The organism is Sphingorhabdus sp. (assembly GCF_041737645.1).
In the GTDB taxonomy this organism is placed as follows: Bacteria; Pseudomonadota; Alphaproteobacteria; order Sphingomonadales; family Sphingomonadaceae; genus Sphingorhabdus_B.
This window is the reverse complement of the sequence record NZ_JBGSRI010000024.1, coordinates 1-5,066: the sequence shown is the minus strand read 5'-3', so window position 1 is coordinate 5,066 and position 5,066 is coordinate 1. Positions and strand designations below refer to the sequence as shown.

Below are 5,066 nucleotides of genomic sequence, written 5' to 3'. Positions count from 1 at the left end.
GCGGCGTTCGCTCTTGGGCTGCTAAGTCAAGGTATAGAATGGCCGATGTTGGGCGGGAAGCTACCGACTGGCCCGATCGGCTCAACGTCTGCTTACGCGGCCTAGCTTCCTGAAAGCTGCCGGTCCGCTCTCCCCAACATTTCGGTCAAACGGGTAACAAGTTAAACAGGCTAATTCCTGCCGTTGGTTCATACGCTAAACATCGGTCAGGTTATCGGGAATCTACACCGAAAGCGGACTTGCCGGACACGACAACTTTTCGGTCGTCGATTGCATCGCTTTTCGTCCATCAAAGGTGCCGTTCGTTCAGCGACTACCTGGTTCGGCCCAACCCTTTAAAAATGCATCAACACGATCACTGGAATGGATATCGCTTGCGATGCCGGGCTGAGCGCGCCTTAACAGTGCAGTCATGATCAGCGGGCTCAGCAGTGTCAGCAGCAACGTGGGCGGCGGTCCGGGGCGTAACACGCCTTCAGCCTGATAGCGCGCGATGACCATTGCGACCTTGCCAATCGCTGCGAGCGGCGCGGTTCGGAGTGGCGCGAGATCAGGATTTCGTGGCGCTTCAAGCGCAAAATCCAAAATGATGGCCGCGCTTCGGTCTAGTAAAGCGGCATAGGCTTCGACGATCCGGACGAGATCGCTGCGAACGTCCCCCTCATACTGGATCGCCTCCACCGAAAACCGCTCCGCCTCCAGCTCGAGCGCCGCTCGGAACAGGGCTGATTTGTCGCCAAAGCGCCGGAACAACGTGATCTCACTGATGCCCGCCACGGTTGCAATCTTGCGCGTCGTGGCACGAGCGTAGCCTTCTTCACGCCACACGGCGAGAACGCAGTCGAGGATGTACGTTGAATCGATTGCGGCAGGCATATCGTTGCTTAGCCTAGTTTCGACGCATTGACAGACTGCAGTAGCATTGTTAGCAAATGCTAACAATGGAGATCGGGCATGTCGGCCGAGGTGAACATACTGATCATTGGTGCCGGACCAACCGGCCTTGCAGCTGCGCTGTTTCTCGCAGAGCGCGGGCATCGCGCCAGAATTGTTGAAAAGCGCGCTACTCCGGCGCCATGGTCGAAGGCGTTCGGAGTGAACGCGCGTTCGCTTTCATTGCTGGCAACAAGCGGCGTGACAGCGCAATTTCTTGAAAACGGGCGGCGGATGGCGCGATTGAATCTGCATCGCCATGGGCGGATGCTGGCAACGTTGCGGCTGGATCAAGTCGACGATCCTTTCCCGTTCATGCTGGTGCAGAGCCAGGCCGATTCCGAACGACTGATCGAAGCGGCGCTCGGTGAACGGGGCATCACGGTCGAGCGCGGCATCGAAGCGGTGGCAATCGAGCGCGATGAGGACAAGGCCAAGGTCCATCTGCGAGCGGGCAACTTAAACAGCACGGTGATTGCCGACTGTGTTCTGGATGCCAGCGGCGCCAGCAGCGTGGCTCGCAAATCGCTCGGCATTGCATTCGACGGCAAAGCGTATAACGAGTCTTGGCAGCTGTTCGATGTCGAACTCGATAATCTGCCGATGCCGGCGAGTGACGGGAATATCATCATCCATGATGATGGCGGCATGTTTCTGGTGCGCCATTACGACAATCTCTGGCGGGTGCTGGGTAATGTGCCAAATATGCTCGATCATTTACCGAACGGCACGAAGGCTGGCCGAATTCATTGGGAATCTGATTTCGAGATTGCAAACCGTGTCGCCGGCCGGTTTGCCGAGCCGCCCTTTTTTCTGGCGGGAGACGCCGCGCACATTCATTCGGGCATCGGTGCACGCGGCATGAATTTGGGTATAGAGGACGCCTATGTGTTTGCGTCCCTCTATGACCGTCGGCAGCTGGATTGTTATGATCGGCTTCGGCGGCCGGTGGTCGAAAAGGTCGTGAGCCAGATCAAGCGCGCAATGGGGCCGCCGCGACCATCGACAGTCGCAGGCCGGATCGTGCGCGCCGCACCCTGGCTGGTTCCGGTCGCGGTTAATCTCGTTCGTAACGCGGCACAGCGTTGGCTCCTCGGCCTGGACCACGAACTTGGACTTTGAATTTTTGTAAACCTTGGAATGGGCTTCAGGGTCAGGAGCGAAGAGAATGACGGCTTTATCCCTAATAAGAAGGCACACCGGAAATTCCGGAATCCACAATAGATTCGCCGAAGCGGCCGGGCAGCGAATGACAGCTTTTGGGACATCGGGCAAAGTTTTAACCGACGCTCAAAAGCTGTCTTTGGTTCACGCTGAGCTATGAATTTTGACGTGGCGCCAAGGTTTCTATAATTTTGCAGTCCCCAACCGTGCCTTGACGGCAGGCCCCAAGAACGCGGTCGAGTTCGCTGCGGAGGGCTGTTAAGTCGCTAATCTTGCGATCGACTTCGGTTAGATGGAGCCGCGCAATTCCGTCGACCGCTGCGCACGATTGCGACGTGTCGTCGGATAGAGCGAGCAGTTCACGCACAGCTTCGAGCGTAAATCCAAGATCGCGGGCGCGGCGGATGAACGACAGGCGCGCAAGATGATCGTTACCATAAGTGCGATAATTGGCCGAAGTGCGCGCGGGCGGGGCTAGCAGGCCGATTTTCTCATAAAAACGAACCGTCTCGACCTTTGTCGCGGTTGCACTTGCCAATTCGCCGATCTTCATTGCTTGACCCTATAGTTACTACAGGGTGTAGATAGATGTGCGAATCGGGATTTGTCGAGAAGAAACCCTAATGCCAAACACGCGCAAAACGCAAGGAGGGAGACGATGAAAGTTGATCTTTCAACAACAATTGATCTGTCCGCCGAATCTGTTTGGGCAGAAGTGCAGACTGCGCCTTTACTCATGCATATCGCATGGCCGATATTGCGCTTTGTGCCTGTAGGTCCCGAGCCGCTCGATACATTCAAGTCTGGGGGCCGCTATCTGACGAAGCTCCGCTTGTTCGGCTTCTTGCCTCTTGGAACGCAATGGATCGTAACTTTTGTGCATCAGCCGGAGAATGGCGCTTGGCCCAAGCGCCTGCGCGACGACGGACATAGCGCGATAATCCGGAAATGGGATCACTGGATTACGATCAAGCCAAACCCGGATGGCACAACCTGTTATCGCGACGAGGTCGATATTTCAGCCGGCCCTTTGACGCCCATTGTTTGGGTATTCGCCCATTTCTTCTACAGACATCGGCAGCGTCGCTGGCGCGGGCTTGCGCACACGCTACACGCCCGCCGTCTGATCAAACATGAGATGTCAGACTTCGAAAAAGCGTGCTCAGAAGATGATAGGGGCTTAGCATGGCAAGCACTCGAACGTACACATATCATCTCACAGCCCTATCTGGGGCCTCATCTTGGCAATCACCGAGCAATGCTGGGATACGCAATGGAGCAGCGCGATTGGCGCGAAGTGACGGGACAGCTATTCAGGCTTGCTCTTGCGCCACTCGGCGCGTTGACCGGACGGATTCCCATGGGCAACACCGGGCGTTCGAACGTAAGCGCGTTTCAGCCAATGCCTATCCCAGATGATTTGCGCCGCGCGATCGAAGGCAAGCAAACATGATGAACCAACGGCAGCTTTTCGAAACTCCTCAGTAGAAGCAGCCTTTCAGCTCTCCACAACATTCCAGCCATTAGCACCCCTTGAGCTGGTCCGCAGAAGCAGTCGTGGGCAGCGGGACAATGCGAACGATTGGCTAACTAGATGGCGGCATTGTTAGCGTTTTCTGCGGAAAGTGACTGCGCGAGATAAGTGACTGCACCTAGCCTGTTGCGCTACGTTCTAACTCTTAAGCAAATAACCCGATATCGTTCGATCACACAATCATTTGCGCGACATTGAACTCGCTTTCCCTAAAAGCATCGCCACCTAACAGCGCGCACAGGCTGCTCACAAGACTCTGGGTATTGGCCAGTTCTTAGCCACCCGTGATTGCCCACTCGGATATGAATTTGTCACTGTCGGAAGGCCCCTGCATCAGTGCTGTTTAAAGCACAGGGCGCGAAATCAAGCGAACCGAATGGCAAGGAAGCGTTCTCGATTATTGCCATTTGATCGACGCTGCCGGCGCCCAAAGGAACATCCCCTTTTTTAAACTGAACCATGCCCCTGACCGAACACGGTCAGGTCTGCAACCCGCACTCATGCGGACCGTGTTGCTGCGCTTCGCGCCGCTGCCCGCACCACTCCTTTGAGCGGGGTTTCCCTCGCTGCACTCGGTGCAGTCCCGACCGTGCCCGGTCTTAACGGGGCTCAGTCAAAGGGATGTTCCCTTGGACGGTTTAAAGAGCTTCGAAAGGACAATCATCATGAAGAACACAGTCACCCTCGTAGGCTTCGTTGGAAACACACCAGAAGTCCGCAACACCCAGTCAGGGGTTTCCATCACCAACATTTCACTTGCCACCTCGCGCAGTTTCAAAGACGGCGAAGGCGACCGCCAGTCCGAGACCGAATGGCACCGGATCACCTGCTTCAACGGCATTGGCAAAAGCGTCGCAGAGCATGTAACAAAGGGCGCAATGGTCATGGTCACAGGCCGCATTCATTATACCAAATGGACCGACCAGAACGGCACAGACCGCTACGGATGCGAGATCATCGCCGAGCAGGTCGATTTTCTCGCCAAGGCTAAGGAAGCCACCAGCGACGAACCCAAAAAGCGGCGCTCCAAATAGCACCGCCTAACCAAGATGAACGGTTTTCATCGGCTCGGTAGCTTTCGCTACCGGGCCTTTTTTATGTCGTCACAGATCGCAAACGTAGATACAGTTTACCGATCGCTAGATGTGCGAAGCGCTCACGAAGATGTGCCGCTCAATGTCGCGATTAGACAATATTTCTTGGGATGATCGAACGATAACAAAGTCGGTGATTGATGATGGCTATTTGGTCCCCAAAGCGGAATAAACCCAGAACGTGATGGCACTTTAGTTGATTGATAGGGCTGGCATTGGTCTTCTTTTCAAGGCCGCGAAGAGGCGTTATCCCACAAAAAAGCTGGCAATACATGCCGAGCAGATTGAACGGAATTGGCTGGTTCGAATCTGCAGTTTGATACGCATTGACATGGCACACC

General features: G+C 55.4%; 6 protein-coding genes. 3 read left to right on the top strand and 3 right to left on the bottom strand.

Annotated elements, in window-relative coordinates:
- Positions 1-306 precede the first annotated feature (306 nt).
- The gene (locus ACEW72_RS03310) at positions 307-876 is read right to left on the bottom strand and encodes a TetR/AcrR family transcriptional regulator (RefSeq protein ID WP_373474958.1); all 570 of its coding nucleotides are present in this window, start codon (positions 874-876) and stop codon (positions 307-309) included.
- A 78-nt stretch (positions 877-954) separates the two neighbouring features.
- Between ACEW72_RS03310 and ACEW72_RS03305 the strand changes: the two genes are divergently transcribed.
- Positions 955-2,055: an FAD-dependent oxidoreductase gene (locus ACEW72_RS03305; RefSeq protein WP_373474957.1), complete on the top strand. Its 1,101-nt coding sequence runs from the start codon at positions 955-957 to the stop codon at positions 2,053-2,055.
- A 196-nt stretch (positions 2,056-2,251) separates the two neighbouring features.
- Here the strand turns inward: ACEW72_RS03305 and ACEW72_RS03300 are convergent, their stop codons facing one another.
- Positions 2,252-2,650 (bottom strand): helix-turn-helix domain-containing protein, encoded by a 399-nt coding sequence (locus ACEW72_RS03300; protein WP_373474956.1) that lies wholly within the window; start codon positions 2,648-2,650, stop codon positions 2,252-2,254.
- 105 nt (positions 2,651-2,755) lie between these two features.
- Here ACEW72_RS03300 and ACEW72_RS03295 point away from each other — a divergent pair, with 105 nt between their 5' ends.
- Both ACEW72_RS03295 and ACEW72_RS03290 read left to right on the top strand, forming a co-directional pair.
- Positions 2,756-3,550 carry a DUF3703 domain-containing protein gene (locus ACEW72_RS03295; protein WP_373474955.1) on the top strand — a complete coding sequence of 265 codons (795 nt, stop codon included), beginning with the start codon at positions 2,756-2,758 and terminating at the stop codon, positions 3,548-3,550.
- 746 nt (positions 3,551-4,296) lie between these two features.
- Positions 4,297-4,665, top strand: a complete 369-nt coding sequence (locus ACEW72_RS03290) for a single-stranded DNA-binding protein (protein WP_373474954.1) — start codon at positions 4,297-4,299, stop codon at positions 4,663-4,665.
- 151 nt (positions 4,666-4,816) lie between these two features.
- On the opposite strand, the gene ACEW72_RS03285 is transcribed toward ACEW72_RS03290, so the two are convergent.
- Positions 4,817-5,066: hypothetical protein (locus tag ACEW72_RS03285; RefSeq protein WP_373474953.1), on the bottom strand; the 250-nt coding region annotated here is incomplete at its 5' end.

Excerpts from the sequence above, each read along its gene's own strand:
- ACEW72_RS03310 (WP_373474958.1), bottom strand. The coding sequence starts at position 876 with ATGCCTGCCGCAATCGATTCAACGTACATCCTCGACTGCGTTCTCGCC.
- ACEW72_RS03300 (WP_373474956.1), bottom strand. The coding sequence starts at position 2,650 with ATGAAGATCGGCGAATTGGCAAGTGCAACCGCGACAAAGGTCGAGACG.
- ACEW72_RS03290 (WP_373474954.1), top strand. The coding sequence starts at position 4,297 with ATGAAGAACACAGTCACCCTCGTAGGCTTCGTTGGAAACACACCAGAA.
- ACEW72_RS03295 (WP_373474955.1), top strand. The coding sequence starts at position 2,756 with ATGAAAGTTGATCTTTCAACAACAATTGATCTGTCCGCCGAATCTGTT.
- ACEW72_RS03305 (WP_373474957.1), top strand. The coding sequence starts at position 955 with ATGTCGGCCGAGGTGAACATACTGATCATTGGTGCCGGACCAACCGGC.